Annotated in this window: 22 protein-coding genes, 1 tRNA gene and 1 pseudogene; all 24 read left to right on the top strand. The window is 69.5% G+C overall.

The window, feature by feature from the left end:
- The 24 genes and pseudogenes from rpsB to ACOGI9_RS08905 all read left to right on the top strand — a co-directional run bounded on the left by rpsB (window position 1) and on the right by ACOGI9_RS08905 (window position 19609).
- A complete protein-coding gene (rpsB, locus tag ACOGI9_RS09020; protein ID WP_419856813.1) occupies window positions 1-1029 on the top strand; it encodes a 30S ribosomal protein S2 in 1029 nt (342 codons plus the stop codon).
- Between the two features lie 53 nt (window positions 1030-1082).
- Window positions 1083-1931, top strand: a complete 849-nt coding sequence (gene tsf / locus ACOGI9_RS09015; RefSeq protein WP_419856812.1) for a translation elongation factor Ts — start codon at window positions 1083-1085, stop codon at window positions 1929-1931.
- 56 nt (window positions 1932-1987) lie between these two features.
- Window positions 1988-2671, top strand: coding sequence for a UMP kinase (gene pyrH / locus ACOGI9_RS09010; RefSeq protein ID WP_419856811.1), 684 nt, complete (start codon window positions 1988-1990; stop codon window positions 2669-2671).
- Between the two features lie 22 nt (window positions 2672-2693).
- Complete coding sequence (gene frr, locus ACOGI9_RS09005) at window positions 2694-3251, top strand: ribosome recycling factor (RefSeq protein WP_419856810.1); 558 nt, start codon at window positions 2694-2696, stop codon at window positions 3249-3251.
- Window positions 3248-3499, top strand: coding sequence for a hypothetical protein (locus tag ACOGI9_RS09000; RefSeq protein ID WP_419856809.1), 252 nt, complete (start codon window positions 3248-3250; stop codon window positions 3497-3499). The genes frr and ACOGI9_RS09000 overlap by 4 nt, the downstream gene beginning before the upstream one ends.
- A 23-nt stretch (window positions 3500-3522) precedes the next feature.
- Window positions 3523-4905 carry a tRNA lysidine(34) synthetase TilS gene (gene tilS, locus ACOGI9_RS08995; RefSeq protein ID WP_419856808.1) on the top strand — a complete coding sequence of 461 codons (1383 nt, stop codon included), beginning with the start codon at window positions 3523-3525 and terminating at the stop codon, window positions 4903-4905.
- On the top strand, window positions 4886-5449 hold the full coding sequence (gene hpt / locus ACOGI9_RS08990; RefSeq protein ID WP_419856807.1) for a hypoxanthine phosphoribosyltransferase: 564 nt from the start codon (window positions 4886-4888) through the stop codon (window positions 5447-5449). The genes tilS and hpt overlap by 20 nt, the downstream gene beginning before the upstream one ends.
- 61 nt (window positions 5450-5510) lie before the next feature.
- On the top strand, window positions 5511-7514 hold the full coding sequence (gene ftsH, locus ACOGI9_RS08985) for an ATP-dependent zinc metalloprotease FtsH (protein WP_419856806.1): 2004 nt from the start codon (window positions 5511-5513) through the stop codon (window positions 7512-7514).
- 6 nt (window positions 7515-7520) lie between these two features.
- Window positions 7521-8402 carry a dihydropteroate synthase gene (gene folP, locus ACOGI9_RS08980; RefSeq protein ID WP_419856805.1) on the top strand — a complete coding sequence of 294 codons (882 nt, stop codon included), beginning with the start codon at window positions 7521-7523 and terminating at the stop codon, window positions 8400-8402.
- Window positions 8402-9262: a diadenylate cyclase CdaA gene (cdaA, locus tag ACOGI9_RS08975; RefSeq protein ID WP_419856804.1), complete on the top strand. Its 861-nt coding sequence runs from the start codon at window positions 8402-8404 to the stop codon at window positions 9260-9262. Before folP ends, cdaA begins: the two co-directional genes overlap by 1 nt.
- Window positions 9263-9320: 58 nt before the next feature.
- Window positions 9321-9977 (top strand): MotA/TolQ/ExbB proton channel family protein, encoded by a 657-nt coding sequence (locus ACOGI9_RS08970; RefSeq protein WP_419856803.1) that lies wholly within the window; start codon window positions 9321-9323, stop codon window positions 9975-9977.
- A gap of 60 nt (window positions 9978-10037) precedes the next feature.
- Entirely contained in the window at window positions 10038-10451 is a 414-nt protein-coding gene (locus ACOGI9_RS08965; protein WP_419856802.1) for an ExbD/TolR family protein, read from the top strand.
- A pseudogene (locus tag ACOGI9_RS08960) lies at window positions 10452-10572 on the top strand (ExbD/TolR family protein); the annotation flags it as partial.
- Complete coding sequence (locus ACOGI9_RS08955; protein WP_419859264.1) at window positions 10554-10898, top strand: ExbD/TolR family protein; 345 nt, start codon at window positions 10554-10556, stop codon at window positions 10896-10898. The pseudogene ACOGI9_RS08960 and the gene ACOGI9_RS08955, both read left to right, overlap by 19 nt.
- 39 nt (window positions 10899-10937) lie before the next feature.
- Window positions 10938-11597 carry an energy transducer TonB gene (locus ACOGI9_RS08950; protein WP_419856801.1) on the top strand — a complete coding sequence of 220 codons (660 nt, stop codon included), beginning with the start codon at window positions 10938-10940 and terminating at the stop codon, window positions 11595-11597.
- A gap of 89 nt (window positions 11598-11686) precedes the next feature.
- Window positions 11687-12349 (top strand): YggS family pyridoxal phosphate-dependent enzyme, encoded by a 663-nt coding sequence (locus tag ACOGI9_RS08945; RefSeq protein ID WP_419856800.1) that lies wholly within the window; start codon window positions 11687-11689, stop codon window positions 12347-12349.
- Window positions 12346-13005 (top strand): DivIVA domain-containing protein, encoded by a 660-nt coding sequence (locus tag ACOGI9_RS08940; RefSeq protein WP_419856799.1) that lies wholly within the window; start codon window positions 12346-12348, stop codon window positions 13003-13005. The genes ACOGI9_RS08945 and ACOGI9_RS08940 overlap by 4 nt, the downstream gene beginning before the upstream one ends.
- Before the next feature lie 77 nt (window positions 13006-13082).
- Window positions 13083-16310 carry an isoleucine--tRNA ligase gene (gene ileS, locus ACOGI9_RS08935; RefSeq protein ID WP_419856798.1) on the top strand — a complete coding sequence of 1076 codons (3228 nt, stop codon included), beginning with the start codon at window positions 13083-13085 and terminating at the stop codon, window positions 16308-16310.
- Window positions 16311-16315: 5 nt separating this feature from the next.
- Entirely contained in the window at window positions 16316-16693 is a 378-nt protein-coding gene (locus ACOGI9_RS08930) for a TraR/DksA family transcriptional regulator (protein WP_419856797.1), read from the top strand.
- Window positions 16686-17294, top strand: coding sequence for a signal peptidase II (gene lspA, locus ACOGI9_RS08925; protein ID WP_419856796.1), 609 nt, complete (start codon window positions 16686-16688; stop codon window positions 17292-17294). Before ACOGI9_RS08930 ends, lspA begins: the two co-directional genes overlap by 8 nt.
- Before the next feature lies 1 nt (window position 17295).
- Window positions 17296-18282 carry an RluA family pseudouridine synthase gene (locus tag ACOGI9_RS08920; RefSeq protein ID WP_419856795.1) on the top strand — a complete coding sequence of 329 codons (987 nt, stop codon included), beginning with the start codon at window positions 17296-17298 and terminating at the stop codon, window positions 18280-18282.
- A gap of 73 nt (window positions 18283-18355) precedes the next feature.
- Window positions 18356-18580 (top strand): hypothetical protein, encoded by a 225-nt coding sequence (locus tag ACOGI9_RS08915; protein ID WP_419856794.1) that lies wholly within the window; start codon window positions 18356-18358, stop codon window positions 18578-18580.
- A gap of 11 nt (window positions 18581-18591) precedes the next feature.
- Window positions 18592-18666: transfer RNA gene (locus ACOGI9_RS08910), tRNA-Val, on the top strand.
- 13 nt (window positions 18667-18679) lie between these two features.
- Complete coding sequence (locus ACOGI9_RS08905; RefSeq protein ID WP_419856793.1) at window positions 18680-19609, top strand: copper resistance D family protein; 930 nt, start codon at window positions 18680-18682, stop codon at window positions 19607-19609.
- Window position 19610: the final 1 nt, after the last annotated feature.

The following is a 19610-nucleotide window of genomic DNA, read 5'->3' as shown; positions in this document are numbered from 1 at the left end:
ATGGGCGTCGAGCTGCAGGACCTCTTGAAGGCGGGCGTACACTTCGGGCACCAGACACATCGCTGGAACCCGAAGATGCGGAAATACATCTTCGCCGAGTGCGGCGGGATCTACCTCATCGATCTCAAGAAGACGCAGCGCGAGCTTGAGCGGGCGCACGAACTCGTGCGCCAGACGATCGTCGCGGGCAAGTCCGTGCTCTTCGTGTGCACCAAGTCCCAGCTCGCCCGTGTCGTGCGGGGGGAGGCCGAGCGCTGCGGTTCCTTCTATGTCACGGAACGCTGGCTCGGCGGGATGCTCACCAACTTCCAGACGATCAAGAAGAACATCGCGCGCCTGAAGGAACTCGAGCGGGGCGTCGAGGAAGGGGCGTTCGAGTTCTACACGAAGAAGGAGCGGCTGCTCCTCGAGCGGGAGCGCGAGAAGCTCGACCGTTATCTGTCCGGCATCAAGGAGATGACGAAGCTGCCGGGGCTCGTGTTCGTGGTGGATTCGACCCGCGAGGACATCGCGGTGCGCGAGGCGAACCGCCTCGGCATCCCGGTCGTCGCGATCGCGGACACGAATGCGGATCCCGACCTCCTGACCATCGCCATCGCGGGCAACGATGACGCGATTCGCTCCGTTTCCCTGATCACGCGCTCGATCGCGGACGTCGTCGAGGCGTCGCGGCGCGAGATTCCGGAAGCGGGACGGGACGAGGCCGAGTCGCAGGCGTACACGTATTCGAGCGACGCCGGCGGGGTCGCCGACGCGGCCGGCAGTTCGCGCCGCCGCAGGCCGAGGCGAAAGCCGCGTCCCGAGGTCATCGCGCAGCGGCTGCACCATCCGGCCGTGATAGAGAGCGCCGATGGGGACGCCGAGTCGGCCGAAGGCGCCGATGAGGGTGCCGAGTCGGCCGAGAGCGCCGAGTCGGCCGAGAGCGATGCGAAGGCCGAAGCGGCGGACAACCCGGAGCCCGCGGCGGATGCCGGATCGGAGGATGCCGAAACGGCAGTCGTCGGCGAGGTGGAGTCGGAAGAGAAGTGACCGCAAGGGGCCACTTCGGTGGCCCTTTTTTTTGGGAAGGAGACATGGAGATCATGACGCAGATCACGGCCGGGGCGGTGAAGGCTCTCCGCGACCGGACAGGCGCCGGGATGATGGACTGCAAGCGCGCGCTCATCGAATCGGAGGGAGACACGGAGCGGGCCGTCGACCTGCTCAGGAAGGCGGGCGCGGCGAAGGCGGCGAAGCGCGAGGCGCGCACCGTGTCGGAAGGCACGATCCGCATCGCGATGCGTGACGGGTCCGCCACGATGGTCGAGGTGCTGAGCGAAACGGACTTCGTCGCGCGCAGCGAGGCGTTCGAGGATTTCTCGCGGGACCTGGCGGAGCGGCTGTTCGACCTCCCGGTGCAGGATGGCGAGACCGTGCGGGGCGATGCGCTGCTTCGGCTCGACGGGGAAGGCGCCATCGAGAGCCGCCTCAACGAACTTCGGGTGCAGGTGGGAGAGAACGTCCAGGTGGGCCGCGCCGTGCGCTATGACCTCGGCACGCCCGGAGCCTTCGCGTCCTACGTCCACTTCGGGAATCGCATCGGCGTGCTGCTGGAGGTCTCGGACTCGGACGACGCGGCCCGGGAGGCGGCGCGCGGGATCGCGATGCATGCCGCGGCCACGAACCCCCGGGGCGTGTCGCCGGACGACATTCCGGAGGCGGAGGTCGAACGCGAGCGCAAGCTGCTGACCGAGCAGGCGCTGGAGCAGGGCAAGCCGGCCTCGATCACCGAGAAGATCGTGGACGGCCGCATGCGCAAGTTCTACGAGGAGAACGCGCTTCTCTGGCAGGCCTACGTGCGGGATCCGGACCTGACGGTGAAGGACGTCCTGCGCGAGGCGGGAGAGGATGTGGCGGTTCGGCGGTTCGTGCGCTTCGAGGTGGGCGGCTGAGTTCCGCCGACCGGATTCCCGGGGGCGCGGGCGACCTGAAGTATGGCCGCGCCCTCGTGAAGCTCTCCGGCGAATCGCTCGCCGGAAATCGGGGTTTCGGCATCGACCCGCCCGTCATCGAGGAACTCACGCACGAAATCCGTCGCGTCCACGAGAGCGGCGTGAGCCTCGGGCTCGTCGTGGGCGGCGGCAACATCATGCGCGGCACGGTGGCGAGCGCGCGCGGCATGGACCGGGTGAGCGCGGACTACATGGGCATGCTCGCGACCGTCATCAACGCGATGGCGCTCCAGGACATGCTCGAACAGTCCGGCGTGGAGACGCGGGTCATGTCCGCCATCCGGATGGAGGAACTCGCGGAGCCCTACATCCGGCGTCGCGCGCTGCGACATCTCGAGAAGCGAAGGGTCGTGATCTTCGCCGGGGGTACCGGGAACCCGTATTTTTCCACCGATACGGCGGCCGTGCTGCGGGCGATCGAGATGGAAGCCGACGTGATCATGAAGGCGACGCGGGTGGACGGCGTGTACACGGCGGATCCGGAGACCGACCCGGAGGCCTCGCTCATCGACGAGATCGGCTATCTCGAGGTGATGACGCGTGAACTCGGCGTCATGGACGCGGCGGCGATCTCGCTGTGCAAGGACAACTCGCTGCCCATCGTCGTCTTGAACATCAAGCGGCCGGGTGCAATCCTGGCAGCGTTGCGAGGCGAGAGGATCGGGACGCTCGTCGGGTAAGCCGCCACGATCGGAGGGGACGGTGCCGGAGGAGACGCTTGAGAATGCGGTCCTGGCGATGGAAAGCGCGATCGAGGCGATCGCGCGCGAATTCGCCACCGTGCGCACGGGGAAGGCGACGACGGCGATCCTCGACGGCGTGAGGGTCGAGGCCTACGGCTCGATCGTGCAGTTGCGGCAGGTGGCGAACGTCAGCGCCCCCGAGCCGACCATGCTCCTGGTGCAGCCGTACGATCCGAACATCGCCCGCGATGTGGCCCGCGCGATCCAGAGCGGCGACCTGGGGCTCAACCCTTCCGTGGACGGCGCGGTCGTCCGCGTGCCCATCCCGCCGCTGACCGAGGAGCGCCGGCGCGAACTCGTCAAGATCCTCCACCGAATGGCGGAGGAGGGGCGGGTGTCGATCCGGCACGCGAGGCACGAAGCGCGCGACCGGCTCCTGACAATGCAGCGGGACGGGGAGGTCGGCGAGGACATCTGCCGCCGCACGATGGCCGAGGTCCAGACGCATACCGACGACTACGTGAAGAAGATCGACGCGATGCTGACGCGCAGGGAAGCGGAGGTGATGGAGGTTTGAGCGGATCGAGGAACGTCGCCGACGCCCTCAGGGCATACGTCGCCGGGCGGGATCGCGTCTGGGAGCACGGGCGCAAGCTCGGCCGGTCCGGGCTCGCCTCCGCGGACCCCTCTCCCGACCCCCCAGCGGAGATCGCTTTCGGAGAGTTGCCGGCGCGGCCGAAGTTCGGCGTCGCCGTGGCCGGGGAACTGGACTTCCGCCGCGGCCCGGCGGCGTGGCGCGACCGCCCCCCGCAAGGAGAGTCCTGACACCCGGCGCCGCCGCCCCGCCGGTGGCGGGCGCCGGCATGGCGGCGCGCCTGCGGGGCGCGCTCCAGGCGGCTCCGGAGCTCCTGCCGCGAGGCTCGCGCGTCGTCGTGGCCTTCTCCGGCGGATCGGATTCGCTCGCGCTTCTCCATCTCCTCCGCGCCCTGAGCGAGTCCTGGCCGTTGAAGCTGAGCGCGGCCCACTTCGACCACGGCATCCAGCCGGAGAGCGCCGCATGGGCCGCGAGGGCCGCGGAACTCTGCCGCCGCGCCGAAGTGCCGTGCGACGTGGGCCGGGCGACCGGACTCACGGGCGGCCCGGCGGAGTGGCGGGCGGCCCGATACGCCTTCCTTGCCGAGGCGCGGCGTCGAGCCGGGGCGGATCGCGTCGCCCTCGCGCACCAGCGCGATGACCATGTGGAGACGGTGCTGCTGAACCTCCTGCGCGGCCCCGGCTTTCGCGGGCTGGCCGGCATCCCCGCCCGCCGCGGCGCCTTCGTGCGTCCGCTGCTCGGCTTCGCGCGCGAGGAACTGAGAGGCTATCTGCGGGCCACCGGACGCGAGTGGGTGAGGGACCCCGCGAACCGGAATCCTCGGTACGGGCGCTCGCGGGTCCGGTACGGGCTCCTCCCGGCGCTGGCCGGCCGGCAGCCGTCCGTCCGCCGCCAACTGGCGGAACTCGGACGGAATGCCGCCGTGGCCGAGGGCGGGCTGGAAGCGGGCGTCCGGCGGCTCCTCGCCGCCGCGGGATACCGGGAAAGCGCCGGCGGGGCGCAAATTGCCCGGTCCGTACTGCTGGGGTATGATCGGGCGGCTCGCGGACGCCTGTTGCGGCGGGTCGCCCGGGACATGGGCTTTCGGGTGTCCCGACGCGGAACCCGCGCGGGCGCATCCTTCATCGAGACGGCGAAGAGCGGGCACGGAGTGGATATCGCGGCGGGTTTGCGGGTCGAGCGGGAGTTCGACCGGATTCATGTCCGGCGCGTGCGCGAGGCGTCGCCCGACCGCGAGTTCGATATCGACGGGACGCGGCGGGCCGGGCGGGAGCCGGTCCGCCTCGGCGGGCGCGACTACGAGGTGCGCTGGGGCGCCCTGGAGGGCACGGAACGCTGGGCCACCGCGCTCCCCGCCGACGGGATTCGGTTCCCGATCCGGGTACGGGGGCCGCAACCCGGAGACCGGATCCGCACGCGGGTCGGGTCGAAAAAAGTCGCGAAGCTACTGATGGAGCGCCGCGTGCCGGCCTCGGATCGTTCAGGCGTGCCGGTCGTCGCGGACGCCGACCGGAGAGTGCTGTGGGTAGCCGGACACTCCCGGGCGGCGGTGGAGCCGGCCGACTCCGGAGGAGCGTGGTTCGCCATTGGATTCACAAAGCGCCGGGATCGGCACGATGAACGCCGCGGAACGTGAGTTCACGGCGTACACCGGGAGCGAGGCCCTCGAGCACATCGTCTACTCCGCATCGGAGATCGCGGACCGCGTCGCCCGCATGGGTGCGGATATCGCCGCCGCATATCCGCGGGACGCCGATGTACTGCTGCTGGGCCTGCTCAAGGGCTCGTTCGTGTTCCTCGGCGACCTGGTCCGCCAGATCCGGCGTCCGCTGCAGGTCGACTTCCTCGTCGCGTCCAGCTACGGCAAGGGCACGAAGAGCTCGGGCATCGTGGAACTGCTCTACGATCCGCGGGCTCCGATGGCCGGCCGGCACATCATCATCGTCGAGGACATCGTCGACAGCGGCACCACGCTGAACCAGTTGTGCGGAGGAATCGCCGCGCGAGATCCCGCTTCTCTCGAGATCTGCGCGCTTCTCCACAAGCGCATCGCGCCGGACCTCGAGTGGGAGCCGCGGTGGGTTGGCTTCGATGCACCAAATGAGTTCCTTGTGGGGTATGGATTGGATCAGGCGGAGGATTTTCGGCACCTTCCGTTTATCGCGTCTCTTCGTACGTGAGCCGTACGCGGGACGGCCGCAGGCGAGACATCGGAGCTTGAACAGGTCGGAATAGATAAAAATGAGACAAGAACAGCCGCAGAGGCCGGACGGCAGCGATCCCTCGGGGCGCATGCACCGATGGCTCAGGACGGCGTCGTTCTGGGCCCTGTTGATTCTCATCCCCGTCGCCCTCCTCCAGTTCATGGGAGGCGCCAGGGAGGGCCGGGAGACGCTGAGCTACACGGAGTTCCGGGAGCAGATCGAGCAGCGGAACATCGAGTCGATCCAGGTGCGCCTCGGCACCGGCGAGGTGGAAGGCACGCTCCGGAGCGCGATCCCCGTCGACGAGGCGGAGATCGCGAACTTCCATCTCCTGCTGCCGACCCTGGAGATCGGCGACGCCCTCATGAGCGAACTGCTCGAGGCCGACATCACGATCGAGACGCTCCCCGCGCGCAGCAACTGGCTCAACGTCTTCATCTCGATCCTTCCCTGGATCTTCATCATCGGGCTCTGGCTCTTCGTCATCCGGCAGATGCAGGCCGGAGGATCGCGGGCGTTCAGCTTCGGGAAGTCGAAGGCCCGACTCCTGAGCGGAGACACGCCGAAGATCACGTTCGCCGATGTCGCGGGATGCGATGAAGCGAAGGACGAACTGCAGGAGATCATCGAGTTCCTCAAGGATCCCCGGAAGTTCTCGCGGCTGGGCGGGCGCCTGCCGAAGGGCGCGCTGCTCGTCGGACCGCCGGGGACCGGAAAGACGCTCCTCGCGCGAGCCGTCGCCGGGGAGGCCGGACGACCGTTCTTCTCGATGTCCGGCTCCGACTTCGTGGAGATGTTCGTCGGCGTCGGAGCCTCCCGCGTGCGCGACCTCTTCGAACAGGGAAAGGCCCAGGCGCCCTGCATCATCTTCATCGACGAGATCGATGCGGTGGGACGCCACCGGGGGGCCGGCCTCGGAGGCGGGCACGACGAGCGGGAACAGACCCTGAACCAGCTCCTCGTCGAGATGGACGGGTTCGAATCGAACGAAGGCGTGATCCTCCTCGCGGCGACGAACCGGCCGGACGTGCTCGATCCCGCGCTCCTGCGCCCCGGTCGCTTCGACCGACAGATCGTCGTCGACAATCCCGACATCAAGGGGCGCGAGGGGATCTTCCAGGTGCACACGCAGGACATCCCGCTCGCCGACGACGTCGACCTCGCGGTGCTGGCGAAGGGGACCCCCGGCCTCTCGGGCGCGGATATCGAGAACGTCGTGAACGAGGCCGCGCTCATCGCGGCGCGGGACGACAAGGATCGCGTCTACATGGAGGAGTTCGAGCGGGCCAAGGACAAGGTCATGCTCGGCACCGAGCGCCGGAGCATGGTGATCTCCGAGGAAGAGCGCCGCGTCACGGCCTACCACGAGGCGGGGCATGCCGTCGTCGCCCTCCGCGTCCCGGGCCTGGATCCGCTCCACAAGGTGACGATCGTCCCGCGCGGGCGGGCCCTCGGGATCACGGCGTCGCTCCCGGAGGAGGATCGCCACAACTACACGAAGGAATGGCTCGAGGGTCAGCTCAAGATGCTGTTCGGCGGGCGCGTGGCCGAAGAGATGATGTTCGGCGCCAGCAAGATCACGACCGGTGCCGGCAACGACATCGAGCGCGCGACGGATCTCGCGCGTCGCATGGTCACGCAGTTCGGGATGTCGCCGGCCGTCGGCGCGATGTCCGTGGGGGACCGGGAACAGGAGGTCTTTCTGGGCCGGGATCTCTCCCAGCGCCGCGAGGTCAGCGAGAAGACGGCCGAACTCGTGGACGGCGAGATCAAGCGCATCCTGGATGAGTCGTACGCCGCCACGCGTACCGTCCTCGAGGTGAATCAGCCGCTGCTCGAAGCGATCGCGGAGGCGCTGCTGGAGCGCGAAACGCTCGATGCGGAAGACATCAAGCTGCTCGAGGAGGGCCGCGAGCTGCCGGCTCCGGCTCCGGAACCCGCCCCGGCGGCGCCGCAGCCGGCGGCCCTGGAGCCGGCGCCCAAGCGCGAGCGTCCGCTGGAGGGTGCGGGGGGCGGCGAGCCCGCCCCGGCTCCGGCCTAACCGCCCATGGCGACACCCGGGCGTGCGCGGACGGGGCTCTCGACGGTGGGGCCGGCGCGCGCCTGGCGGGCGGGCGACCGGGAGATCTCCCTCGAATCGCCCGTGATCGCGGGAATCCTGAACGTCACGCCCGACTCGTTCTCCGATGGGGGCCGGTTCGAGCAGCCTCCGCAGGCGATCGCGCGGGGCCGGCAGATCGCGGAGGAGGGAGCGGCGATCCTCGACATCGGGGCCGAGTCCACGCGCCCCGGCGCCGATCCGGTGCCGGCGGACGAGGAATGGGCCCGGCTCGAACCCGTGCTCCGCGGACTGCGCGACCTCCCGATCCCCATCTCCGTCGACACCCACAAACTCGAGGTGGCGGAGCGGGCGGTGGACGCGGGCGCCGCGGCGATCAACGACGTGACGGCCCTGCGTGCCGATCCGGGGCTGGCGAGGCTCGCGGCCCGGACGGGCGTCGGGCTCGTCCTCATGCACATGCGCGGCACGCCCCGGACCATGCAGCTCGACACCGCCTACCGCGACGTCGCGGCGGAGGTCCGCGGCGCGCTCGCCGACGCCCGGCGGACGGCGCTCGACGCGGGCTGCGCGCCGGAACAGATCGCGGTCGACCCGGGGCTCGGCTTCGGCAAGTCGCTGGACGGCAATCTCGAACTGCTGGCGCGGCTCGACGAGGTCGCGTCGCTCGGAGCGACCGTGTGGGTCGGCCCGTCGCGCAAGTCCTTTCTCGGCGCGCTGCTCGACCTGGGGCCGGCCGAGCGCGTGACGGCCTCCGTCGCCGCGTGTCTGGCCGCGGCGCGGCGCGGCGCCGACGTGCTCCGCGTGCACGACGTTCGTGAGATGCGCCAGGCGCTCGACGTCGAGCACGCGATCGAGGCCCGCCGCTGATGGGCGCCCTCCTGAACTACGTCGGCCTGCTCCAGATCGATCTTCTGGACGTCTTCGAGATCACGGTCGTCGCGGTGCTCATCTACCGGGTGCTCATCCTGTGGTCGGGCACCCGGGCGTTCCAGATGCTGTTCGGCCTCGTCCTCCTCGTCGCGGTGTACGCCGCGGCGGGATGGCTCAGCCTCGACCTCATCCGGTCGATCCTCTCGCAGGCCTTCACCTACGGCGCCTTCGCGCTCATCGTCGTCTTTCACCCCGAACTGCGGAATGCGCTCGCCCGCATCGGCCGCAGCCGCGTACTGAGCGCGCTGACCCGGCTGCAGGAGCGCAGCGAGGCGGTCGCGGACGAAATCGCGAAAGCGGCGGCCGAACTGTCCCGCACCCGGACGGGGGCGATCATCGCGATCGAACGCGAACTGTCGCTCGAAGAGTACATCGAGAAGACGGGGACGCGCCTGCGGGCGGACGTGTCGTCCAGCCTGCTCGTGTCGCTGTTCACGCCCAGGTCGCCGCTCCACGACGGGGCGGTCATCGTGCGCGACGGGCGGATCGTGGCCGCCGGCGTCCACCTGCCGCTCACCCAGTATCCGCTCAGCGACCGGACGCTGGGGACGCGGCACCGGGCGACGCTCGGCCTCTCGGAGGAGACCGACGCGTACGTCGTGGTCGTGTCCGAGGAGACGAGCCAGATTTCTCTCGCCCGCCGCGGTGTCCTGCGCCGGAACCTGTCGTCGCAGCAGCTCCGCGACCACCTGGCCGCGGACGTCCCCGCGCCGGAACTGAGCCGCCCCGCTCCCGATCGCGACGCGGAGCCGGCGGATGGGCCGAAACGGTTTGACGAGGCTCCGTCCGTCCCCTAAACTTTGCGAGATACGATCGGACCGGGGCCGGGCCACAAATCCCTCACGGGCAGGCGATATGGGCAATCAGTACGAGTTGCTGACGCTGTTCACCGATGGCGGGTTCATGATGTACCCCCTTGTCCTTTGCTCGCTGATCGCGATCGGCGTGATGCTGGCCAAGGCGTGGACCCTCTGGATTGCCCACCGCGATTCCAGAAAACTGCTCAACGAGATCGAGGATCTCGGGGTGAGCGGCCGCCTCGGCGAAGCGATCACCGCGGCGGAAGAGACGCGCGGGCCCGTCGCCGCGATCCTGCTCGCCGGCCTGCGCCGGCTCCGTGACCGGGGCGGCGACTCGCGCTCCGACGGGAAGGACATCCAGAAGGCGATCGCCACGACGGGCGTGATCGAACTCGATTTCCTCGAACGCGGCCTGACGGTTCTGGGCACGATCGCCAACGTCGCCCCGATGCTGGGCTTCCTCGGCACCGTGATCGGGATGATCCTCGCCTTCCAGGCCATCGAGATCGCCGGACAGGTGGAGCCGGGACTCGTCGCCGGCGGCATCAAGGTGGCGCTCATCACGACCGCCACCGGCCTCTCGATCGCGATCCCCGTCAACATCGGCTACAACTTTTTCGTCACCCGCATCGATCGTCTCATCCTCGACATGGAGGAAGGGGCGCAGGAGGTGCTCGGACTCATCTGGGACCTCGAGGACCGGCGCGCCTAGGCGGCGAGCCCGGGTCGTGTCCCGGACGGCAAACGGAGAAAGAAGTCCACAATGGCGATCATGAAGCGCAAGCAGAAGGTGTCGGACGAGATCCCGACCTCTTCGATGGCGGACATCGCGTTCCTCCTCCTGGTCTTCTTCCTCACAACGACGGTGTTCAACGAGGAACGGGGACTGCCGATCGTGCTCCCGGAACAGTCCGAGGAGCAGGACGTGTCGGGCAGGAACCTGATCTTCTTCATCGTGCAGCCGGACGGCCGCGTCATCGTGCGCCGGGGCGAGAGCGAGCAGGAACAGGTCGTGGCCCACACGCAGGTGGCGAACATCCTTCGCACCGAACTGGCGGGTAACGAGAATCTGATCGCCGCCATTCAGACCCACCCCAACGCGCCCTACCGCCACATGGTCAACGTGCTCGATGAGGTGAAGCTGGCGGGCGCCGAGCGAATCTCGCTACAGGAGATGGAGAACTAGATGGCCATCAAGGACAGCGGCTTCAAGAAAAAGTCCGGGTCGGACGGGTCGATCCCCACTTCGTCCATGGCCGACATCGCGTTCCTCCTCCTCATCTTCTTCATGGTGACGACCGTCTTCCGGAAGGACCGGAACCGGCAGATCGAGTGGACGACCGCCGAAGCCACCGAGAAGATCGACGAGAAGCGGCAGAACATCCTCCACCTCTGGGTCCAGCGCGACGGTTCGGTCTGGATCAACGACGTGCTGACGCCGTTCGAGGACATCTCGGAAACGGTCCGGCCCATCTACGCGGAAAACCGGGAACTCGTGGTCGCGATTCGCGGCGACTCCGAGGTGCCCTATCAGCAGATCAATACGATTACGGAAGAACTGCAGGCGTCCGGCGCGGTGCGCGTCACCTTCGCCACGCGACTCGAGCAGCGCGCAATGCGGGCTCGGCGCTAGCAGACACACGACGGGTTTCTGAAGACCGGGAGAGAAACGATGGAAGAGACCGGAATTCGGCTCACCGCGAACGATCAGTTCAAGCGAGCGAGCACCAACTGGACGCAGATCGGCCTCATGGTGGCCGTCACGCTCCATTTCGGGCTGTTCGTCCTCGTCCGCCCGTTCGAGGCCGCGGATCTCGGCGTGGTGGTCGATGAGATCGAAGCGGTGGCGCTGCCGCCCGAAGTGAAGATCCCGCCGCCGCCGGAGCAGATCGCCCGTCCGGCCACGCCGCGGGTCGCTTCGGTCGACATCTCCGAGGACATCACGATCGCGGAAACGACGTTCGAGTCGTTCACGACGGACAACGCCCTGCCCCCGCCCCCCGAGACGGGGAGCCCGGCGGACCGGCCGTCCTTCATCGCCTACGATACGCCGCCGGTGATGCTGAACGGGGGTGAGATTCAGCAGATTCTGGAGCGGGAATACCCGCGCACGCTGAAGGATGCCGGCATCGGTGGTCGCGTCGAACTGTGGCTCTACGTGACCGAGGGTGGAGCCGTCGAGAACTTCGAGGTCAAGACCTCGTCCGGGAACGGCCTGCTCGATGAAGCCGCGGGGAAGGTCGTGCAGCAGATGAGGTTCACGCCCGCGAAGAACCGCGACAAGGTCACGGCGGTCTGGGTCTCCCAGTGGGTGACGTTCCAGGTGATCTAGCCCGTCCCACGGACTCGAGGCCACGACAAAGCGCCCGGCGACGCCAACGCGACGCCGGGCGCTCTCAGGTCGAGGTCCGGCTGGCCGGGGTGACCGAGCGCATCGAGGCGGCGGCGAGGCGGGCCGGACGGCGCGCGAGCGACGTCGAGATCCTTCCCGTGACGAAGGGACATCCCGCCCGGAGCATCGAGATCGTGGAGGCCCTGGGCGTGGGCCGGATCGGCGAGAACCGGGTGCCGGAGGCCGAGGCCAAGCGGTCGGAGCTGGGACCGACGCCCGGCGTCGCGTGGCACCTGATCGGCCGGCTGCAGCGCAACAAGGCGCGCCGCGCGATTCGGCTGTTCGATGTCGTGGAGTCCGTGGACAGCGTGCGGCTCGCGGCCACGCTGAGCCGGATCGTCGGGGAGGAGCGGCGCGAACCCGTCGAGGTGCTCGTGCAGGTGAACACGTCGGGGGAGGCGGCGAAGGCCGGCCTGGGCCCGGACGACGCGCTCGATGCCGTGGCCGAGATCTGCGAACTGCCCGGTCTGCGCGTGGCCGGACTGATGACGATGGCGCCCTTTACGGCGGACGAAGCCGTGGTCCGGCCCGTGTTTCGGGGCGCCGCGCGGCTGCTGGAGCGCTGCCGGGCGGAGATTCCGGGCTTCGGAGGCCGGGCGCTCTCGATGGGGATGAGCAACGATTTCGAGATCGCGATCGAGGAGGGGAGCACGCGGGTGCGGCTCGGTACGGTGCTACTGGGGGAGAGATGATCGATCTGACGCCGCTCGACGTCCGCAAGAAGAAGGACGATTTCAGGCGTTCCGTGCGCGGGTACGACGCGCAGCAGGTCGAAGCGTTTCTGGCGGTCGTGGCGGATTGCCTCGAACGCCACGTGCGCGAGCACGTCGTGCTCAGCGACCGGATCGAGCAGCAGCAACAACAGTTGGAGAGCTACCGGGCGCGCGAGCGGGCCCTCAACGAAGCGCTTCTGGCCGCACAGGAGTTGCGCGAAGAGGCCCGCCTCCAGTCCGAGCGCGATGCGGGCGTGCGGGTCCGAGAGGCCGAGATGCGCGCGGGCGCCGTCCTCGCCGACGCGGAGCGGGCCGTCCGCCTCTGCCACGACAAGGTCGAGGACCTGAAGGCGACCCGGGGCCGCTTCCTCGCCTCCCTGCGAAAGCTGTTCGAGCGTTTCGAAGAATACCTCGACTTCGAGGATGAACGGTTCGGGGACGGGTCGAGCGATCTCGATCGGTTCATCGAGCGGTTGCGAGGCATGAGCGGAGACTCCGATCCGGTCGAGCCGCCCCCGGACGGGGCCCTCGATCCGGCCCGGGACGGGGCTCCCGATCCGGCCGCGGACGGGACCTCCCCGCCTCCATCGATTAGCCGGGTCGACGTCGGCGGTTCGGGCGCCGCGTCGACCTGACCGCAGCGCCCGCTGCGCACGCCCGCCGTTCCGACGATTGCGTCGGCCACCCGGAAATCGCCAGACGGAGTACCTCCATGGCCTACCGGCCAATACCGGAGTCCGTACGCGGGCTCGAAACCGAAGTCCTCGGACGCTGGGAGGAAGAGAAGACCTTCGAGCGCAGCCTCGCGGCCCGGGCGGACGCGCCGGACTTCGTGTTCTACGAGGGGCCGCCGACCGCGAACGCCGCGCCCGGCGTCCATCACATCCTCGCCCGTACGATCAAGGACGCGGTGGCGCGGTATCGCACCATGTCCGGTTACCACGTGCCGCGGAAGGCGGGCTGGGATACCCACGGGCTGCCGGTGGAACTCGAGGTCGAGCGTTCGCTCGGCATCTCCGGCAAGCCGGACATCGAGCGCTACGGGATCCGAAAGTTCAACGACATGTGCCGGGACAACGTGTTCCGCTACCAGGACGCCTGGGAGCGGCTGTCCCGGGACATCGGCTACTGGCTGGACTACGGCGACCCCTACGTCACGTACTCGCCGGAGTTCATCGAGTCGGGCTGGTGGGCGCTCTCGGAGATCGAGAAGCGGGGCCTGCTGTACAGGGGATACCGCGTCATACCGACGTGTCCGCGCTGCGGCACGGGCCTCTCGAGCCACGAGGTGGCGCAGGGCTACCGGGACGTCGCCGAGCCGGCGGTCTACATCAAGTTCCACCTCGTGGACGACCCGGACGATGCGCGAGTCCTGAGCTGGACCACGACCCCCTGGACGCTTCCGGGCAACCTCGGCCTCGCGGTGGGGCCCGACATCCCCTATGCCCGCGTCCGCGTCCTGCCCGCGGACGCGGACGGCGCCACGGCCCCCGCGCGGGCGCACGACGGGCCCGGCGGAGCTTCGCCCGGGGAAGTGCTCATCCTGGCCCGCGACCGCGTCTCGGAGGTGCTGCGGCACCCGTATGAGATCGTCGGGGAAATGCGCGCGGACGAACTCGCGGGACGGCGCTACCGCCCCCTCTTCCCGGGCGCGGTGGACGGCGCCGGCTCCGACGCCGCGTGGACGGTGCTCGAGGCGGACTTCGTCACCGTCGACGACGGGACGGGTGTCGTCCACACCGCGGTGATGTACGGGGAAGACGACTTTCGGCTGGGCGAGGCCGCGGGGCTGCCGATGCAGCACACGGTCGGAGGGGATGGGCGTTTCCTCGACACCGTCCCGGGCGGAATCGCCGGGATGCACGTGAAGGACCGGGAGACGGAACGCGCGCTCCGCGACTGGGCCGTCACGCACGACCAGCTGTACGTGCGCGAGATGTACGAACACAGCTATCCGCACTGTTGGCGCTGCGACAGCGCGCTCCTCTACATGGCGCGGGATTCCTGGTACATCCGGACGACCGCCGTGAAGTCCCGTCTGCTCGAGCACAACGCGTCCATCGACTGGCATCCGCCCGAGACGGGATCCGGCCGCATGGGCGAATGGCTGCAGAACAACATCGACTGGGCGCTCTCGCGCGAGCGGTACTGGGGGACCCCTCTCCCCATCTGGCTCTGCTCCGAGGACTGCGGGTACCGGGAGGTGCTCGGATCCTTCGAGGAACTGGGGCGCCGCGTCGGCGGCCTCCCGGAGGACTTCGATCCCCATCGGCCGGGGATCGACGGCTACGAGTGGCCCTGCGGCGTCGAGGCGTGCGGCGGCACGATGCGGCGCGTGCCGGAGGTCGCCGACGCCTGGTTCGACTCCGGCTCCATGCCCTACGCCCAGTGGCACTACCCGTTCGAGAACCGGGACACCTTCGAGCGCTACTTCCCGGCCGACTACATCGCCGAGGGCGTCGACCAGACGCGCGGCTGGTTCTACTCGCTCCTCGCGCTCTCGACCATCCTCTTCGACCGCGCGCCGTTCCGGGCCGTCGTCGTGAACGACCAGGTGCTCGACGCGAAGGGGCGGAAGATGTCGAAGTCCCGGGGCAACGCGGTGGACCCGCGCGAGGCGCTCGACACCTACGGGGCCGATGTCACGCGCTTCTACTTCCTCTCGGGGTCCAACCCCTGGGTGCCGAAGCGGTGGGATCCGTCGGCGCTGCGCGAAACCGACCGCAAGCTGTTCGCCACGCTCCGTCACACGTACCGCTTCTTCGCCCTCTACGCGAACGAGGAGGAGTGGTCGCACGCCGCGTCCGCGGCGGCCCCCGCATCCGACCGAAACGACCTCGACCGCTGGGTGCTCGCGCGCCTCGACCGGGTCGTGCGGCTCGTGGGGGAGGCGCTGGACTCGTTCGATCTCACCGGCGGCGCGCGCGCGATCCAGGAGTTCGTGCTCGACGACGTATCGAACTGGTACGTGCGCCGCAGCCGCGACCGCTTCTGGGCGACGCAACCGGGGGCCGAGGCCGCGAGCGCCGACGCGTTCGCGACGCTGCACGAGTGTCTCGCGACGACCGCGCGGCTGCTCGCCCCGTACGCCCCGTTCATGTCCGATTGGCTGTATCGGGCGCTCACGGACGAAACGTCCGTCCACCTGGCGGATTTTCCGGAGCCGGAGGGGCGCTCGGAGCCCGAACTCGAACAGGCGATGGAGGACGTTCGGCGGCTGGTGGCGCTGGGCCGCGCCGCGCGCGAAAAGGCGGGGGTCCGGATTCGGCAGCCGCTGCGCACGCTGCACGCGGTGCTGCCCGAGGGACGGGCGCTCGCGGGCCCCATGGCGGCGCTGGCGATGGAGGAACTCAACGTGAAAAAGGTTGTGTCGCTGGGGGACAGCGAAGATCTTACCCGGCTGTACGCGAAGCCGCGGTTCGGGGCGCTGGGTCCGAAGCACGGCGCGCGTACGCCGGCGGTCGCGGCCGCCATCGAAAATCTGGACGCGGCGGCCCTGAGAACGCTCAGGGATGGGGAGCCGCTCGACATCGAGACCGGAGGCGAACGGGTTCGGGTGACGCCCGAAGACCTCGTGATCCAGGAGGAGACGGTTACCGATCTCGCCGTGGCGACCGGTGGCGGTTACCTCGCGGCCGTGGATACCGATATCGATGATGCGCTGCGCGACGAAGGCTATGCGCGGGAGATCGTGAATCGCGTCCAGCGGCTGCGGCGCGAGGCGGGGCTCGAGGTCGCCGACCGCATCCGGTTGGGCGTGGAGGGTCCGGGGGAGCTGGAACGGGCCGTGTCGACGCATGCGGACTACATCGCCGGCGAGACGCTGGCCGTGGAGGTGCGGACCGGGTCGGCCCCGCGGGGAGGCCTGAGTTCAGCTGTGGTGACGATCGACGACGTCGAGGTCCGCATCGGAATCGGCGGCGTCGGCGAACGTGCCTGAGAAGGATGAACGCCGAACAACGGAAACACATCGAGAAGAGGCTGCTGGAGGCCCGGGCGCGCGCGACGCGGGAGCTGGGGCAGTACGACGAGGAGTTCACCAGCTCGCTTCAGGGAGCGGACAGCGATCTGGCCGCGTACAGCTTCCACATGGCGGACCAGGGGACGGACGCCATGGAGCGCGAGAAGGCGTTCCTGTTCGCGAGCAAGGAGGGTCGGCTGCTCTACCACATCGATGAGGCGCTGAGGCGGCTCTATCGGAACCCGGAGCAGTTCGGAAGGTGTGAGCACTGCGGCGACGAGATCAACTTCGAGCGGCTCGACGCCCTCCCGCACGCGCGGCTCTGCATTCGGTGCAAGGAAAGGGAAGAGACCGGTGCCTGAAGCCTCCGGGCACGTGGACGACGCCACCCCCGAACACGAGTCGCCCGGGTTGCCGGGCAACGGCGATCTCGCCGCCCGACTCTGGCTGACGCTCGTGCCGATCGTCGTCATCCTCGCGCTGGACGTCGCGACCAAGGCGTGGGTCATGAACACGTTCGAGCTGTACGAGCGAACGCCGGTGATCGGCGACTTCTTCCGCTTCACCTACACGCACAACCCGGGAGCCGCCTTCGGGCTCAACATCGGCGAACATTCCCGGGTCTTCTTTCTCGTCCTCTCCCTGATCGCGCTCGGCGTGCTCGGCGTCCTCTACCGCGGCACGCCGTCCTCCGACCGACTGCGCATCCTCGCCATCTCGCTCGTCTCCGCCGGCGCGCTCGGCAACATCTGGGACCGCATCCGGCTGGAAGCAGGGGTCGTGGACTTCCTCGACTTCGGCATCGGCACGCACCGCTTTCCCATCTTCAACATCGCGGATTCAGCCGTGACGGTCGGCGCGGCGCTGTTGCTGATCTCGTTCTGGCTCGAGGGCCGGCGCGAGAGGGAGTTGGCGGCCGCCGCGGCGGAAGCGGCCGCCGCGGCGGAGGCGGCCCCCGAGTGACGTGAGTCCGCCCGAATCCGACGCGGAGGGTGCGGGCGAGCGGCGGCTCATCGAGATCGGCGAGGACGCGGCGCTCGACCGGCTCGATCGCCTGTTGGCCGACCGTCTCTCACTGAGCCGGGCCCGGGTCGCGCAACTCATCTCCGACGGGCGGGTGACCGTCGGCGGGCGGGTGGTGCCGAAGCGGTATCGGCCGCGGCCGGGAGATCGGATCGCGATCGAACTGCCGCCCCCGGTCTCCACCCGGCTGGAACCCGAAGACATCCCGGTGGAGATCCGATACGCGGACGACGACCTCGCGGTGGTCGAGAAACCGGCCGGACTCGTCGTCCACCCGGCGCCCGGCCATCCGGAAGGCACGCTGGTAAACGCCCTCCTGTTTCACCTCGGCGGCCTGTCGAGCATCGGGGGGGACCGCCGGCCCGGGATCGTGCACCGGCTGGACAAGGACACGAGCGGGCTCATGCTCGTGGCGCGCCGGGACGAGGCGCATCGGGCGCTGTCCGCGGCCCTCCGCCGCCGCGAGGTCGAGCGCGGGTACGTCGCCGCGGCCTGGGGGCACCTCGACGAGGAGCGCCTCACGGTGGACCGCCCGATCGGGCGCGATCCGCGCGACCGGAAGCGGATGGCCGTGCGCGAGGCCGGACGGCCCGCGGTGACGCACTTCAAGCGCCTGGAGCGCTGGAACGCGGCGGAACTGCTCGCCGTGCGGCTCGCCACGGGGAGGACGCACCAGATTCGGGTGCACCTGGGATCGCTCGGACACCCGGTCGTCGCAGACCCCATCTACGGGCCGGACTGGGAACGGGGGTTCGGCGGCGCGGGGGGGCGCTGGGCGGAGGCGCTTCGGCGCCGGGCGGGGCGACTCTTCCTGCACGCCGCGCACCTCGCGTTCGAGCACCCCGGGACCGGGGAGGCGCTGTCGTTCGCCTCGCCGCTGCCCCCGCCGCTCCTGGAGGCCGCGGAATGGGCCCGGGCGACCTCGTGAGGCGCTCTGCGCTGGCCGCGCAGGCGCCCCGGCAATGGTTGACGCATGTAGGAGGGACGTCTAGCGTCCCCGCATGAACCAGGGAAGACGTGACCGGAGGGGGGGAGAGGCTCCCGCCCGAGGCCTCCAGTTCGGGGTGGCCAACTACGCGGCGTTCGCGCTCGGCCTCACGTCGATCGCCGCCGGGTACGTGCTGCTGGACCGGGGGTCCGTGACGGCCGCGCCGCTCCTGCTCATCCTGGGCTATGCGGTGTTCCTGCCCGCCGGACTGATCCTCGGCTGGCGCAAGCTCAGCTAGCGGGCGATTCGGGGCGAATAGCTCAGCCGGTTCAGAGCGCCTGCCTTACAAGCAGGAGGTCGGGGGTTCGAATCCCTCTTCGCCCATTTGGTTACCGACATGTGGTTCCTGATCGGCACGTTCTCGCGTTGGGCGCTGTTCGCGGGCCTCCTCGTCGCGGTGGGCGCGCTGGCCTTCAAGCTGGTCGTCCTCAGGCGTTACCCCGGGTTCGGGCCGGTGGAAGACGAAGCGGCCGGAGTGACGCCCGAGAGACTGGCCGCTCGGCTCGGCGGCTTCGCGGTACTGCTCGCCGGAGCCGGCGCCCTGGGTCGCCTCGCCGCGGAAGTGAGCATCTTTCGCGATCCGTTCGAGCCTCTGGCGGCCGAGGTCCGTCTGCTCGTGACCGGGACTTCCTGGGGTCGGGCGTGGCTCGCGCAGGTCGCGGCGGTCGTGGTCTCCGGGCTCGCGTTCGCCCTCGCCTCCGCGCGGGGCCCGCGGGCGGAGTTCGGCTGGATGGTGGCCACGGCGGGAGTGGCCCTCCTCGCGTACACGCCGGCGCTGGCCGGGCACGCGGTCGGCGCCGAACACTTTGTCACGCCGGCGATTACCGCCGACATCTTCCACATGGTGGCGGGGGGCGTGTGGCTGGGCACGCTGGCCGTGATGGCGGGGGTCCTCTATCTGGGCCGCCGCCGCGGGGCCGGAGTCTCGAAACGCCGCATCATCGAATGGATCTCGGCCTTCTCGCCGCTCGCGCTGGGCTCGGCGGCCGTCATCGCGGTCACCGGACTCTTCGCGGCGTGGCTCCACGTCGGGACGGTCTCGGCGCTCTGGACCGAACCCTACGGCCGGACGCTGAGTCTGAAGCTCTTCGTCGTTCTCGCGGTCGCGGGTTGCGGCGCGTACAACTGGCGGCGCGCTCCCGGCCGGGTCGGGGAATCCGGAGATCCGCCCCGTCTTCCGCCGACCGTCACCGTCGAGTTGAGCGCGGCGGGTCTGCTCCTCCTCGTCACGGCCGTTCTCACCGGCACGCCGCCCCCCGCCCATTGAA

The sequence above is a fragment of the Candidatus Palauibacter irciniicola genome, assembly GCF_965208695.1.
In the GTDB taxonomy this organism is placed as follows: Bacteria; Gemmatimonadota; Gemmatimonadetes; order Palauibacterales; family Palauibacteraceae; genus Palauibacter; species Palauibacter irciniicola.
This window is presented reverse-complemented; position numbering and strand designations above follow the sequence as displayed.